This window comes from Nostoc sp. 'Peltigera membranacea cyanobiont' 213 (assembly GCF_002245975.1).
Taxonomy (GTDB): domain Bacteria; phylum Cyanobacteriota; class Cyanobacteriia; order Cyanobacteriales; family Nostocaceae; genus Nostoc.
The window spans coordinates 1-1,825 of the sequence record NZ_NOLI01000338.1; the positions used below are offsets into that span (position 1 = coordinate 1).

Annotated in this window: 1 protein-coding gene and 1 pseudogene; both read left to right on the forward strand. The window is 40.2% G+C overall.

Translation table 11 applies throughout. The annotated features are described in order from the left end of the window. Window positions 1-202 precede the first annotated feature (202 nt). A pseudogene (locus tag CDG77_RS38365) lies at window positions 203-375 on the forward strand (IS701 family transposase); the annotation flags it as partial. A 180-nt stretch (window positions 376-555) separates the two neighbouring features. Further along, a complete protein-coding gene (locus CDG77_RS34725; protein ID WP_094333635.1) occupies window positions 556-1,353 on the forward strand; it encodes a peptidylprolyl isomerase in 798 nt (265 codons plus the stop codon). Window positions 1,354-1,825: the final 472 nt, after the last annotated feature.

A 1,825-nucleotide genomic window follows, 5' to 3' on the forward strand; every position in this document is an offset into this window, starting at 1 on the left:
AATTTTTCTTCTCACTAATTTCTTGTCTGATAGCGTGGCCGGCGCGGGTACTTGCACAACGGTCATAGATGCACTTTACTTACGAATTGACAAATGAGACAATCAATGAGGTATAAAAATCAGAAAAGAATAGGCGATCGCTAGTCAGTAGGGGGCTGGAAAGATGGATAATTTACGCTGTCTAAGAGTGAGGGTATGGACAATCAGAGTAATTACCAAGCCATCCACGGCAAAGTGTGACCTCAACATTTACACTCTGTTTTTATTGGTAGCAATCTTTGTATCCAGGCTGCACACCTTTGGCAGATATCGTGGAAGATTTATCTCATGGTAGTGTCAATAGATTTTTGCTCCGTGAGCGGTATGAACCCAAGGGGTTTCACCCGAAATATTGTCCAAAAATCAGATATGAATCCTATATTTTAAAGGATGTAATTTTTGAAAAAGTGAGGTTACTGTACCTAACTCGGTAAGATTAAGACAAAAGCTCCTAGTCGAATGGCTACCATTTAGCTTCTTTAACAAACCAGATATTCTTGAGATGCCCGAAAGCTAATGACTGAAGCGATCCAAATCGGTAATCGTACAATCACAGCAAGTGAACTGATTTCCTTGCTGGCAAGTTACCAAATGCTGCCACAGTTGCAGCGAGAATTGATCATTGATGAGGCGATAGAGCAAAACTCACGCTTCGCGAAGGTAGGGATAGAGTGTACACCTGAGGAAGTAGCCCAGGCCAAACAGCAGTTTTACGCTGAAAAACAGTTCAAAAATGAAGAAGACATCCAGGCTTGGATGGCACATCAAGGGCTGATTCCTGAACAACTAGAAGTTATTACCATTCGTAGGCTGAAAATTGAAAAATTCAAGCAAGCTACTTGGGGTAATAAACTAGAATCCTACTTTTTTCAGTCCAAGGCAAAACTAGACAAAGTGATTTATTCACTACTACGAACTCAGGATGTGGGAATTGCCCAAGAACTTTACTTTCGGATTCAGGCAAAAGAAAACTCTTTTGCTGACTTAGCACGGGAATACTCACTCGGGCCAGAAGCCCAGACTGGTGGCTTAGTAGGTCCTATTGAACTGAATGCACTACATCCAGTAATGGTGCAAATGCTCTCTAGCAGTCAACCAAGTCAGATATTGCCACCTACCCGCATCGCTGACTGGTTCGTGATTTTGCGACTGGAAAAATTTATCCCCGCACAACTGGATGAATTTATGAAAGTGCGCCTCTTGAATGAGCTCTTTGAAACCTGGCTACAAGAACAACAAAAACAAATAATGTCTGCACCAGGAGGGGAGGCAGAAGCACAAGGACAGGGAAAGGGCGATCAACCTTTAACCTAAGCATGGGGATTCGCCTCCCATACTTGACTTCAAAAGTGCAGTATATAATGGGAAATGGGACTTCAAAACAATAAATTATCCAAAAAAATCAATAAACAACACTTTTTAAAAAATGATAATCACTATAGGTATGCAGTAACTTACCAGATTTTTAAGCGAAGAACGTTAAGACTATAGACATCTCTACCCCACCCCACAAAAAGTAGTTGAGTATTTTTTTATTTGGAAGTCCCTACTGGAGTTTAGACTGTCTAAACTCCAGTTTATTTTGTTTCTTCCATCCAAAACGGAAGCGATAGCGTCCGTAAACAACTTCTGTCACTCTCTGAGTATCCTTTTCTTGAGATTATTCAGAATACCCATAAAGTGAGAGAAGAGGGATAACGAAATAGAAGAAAGAGTGAAATTGAAAAGAAATAATATAAAACTAAAAGCCTTCTCAAATTGAAAATTGAGAAGGCTTTTAGTAAGT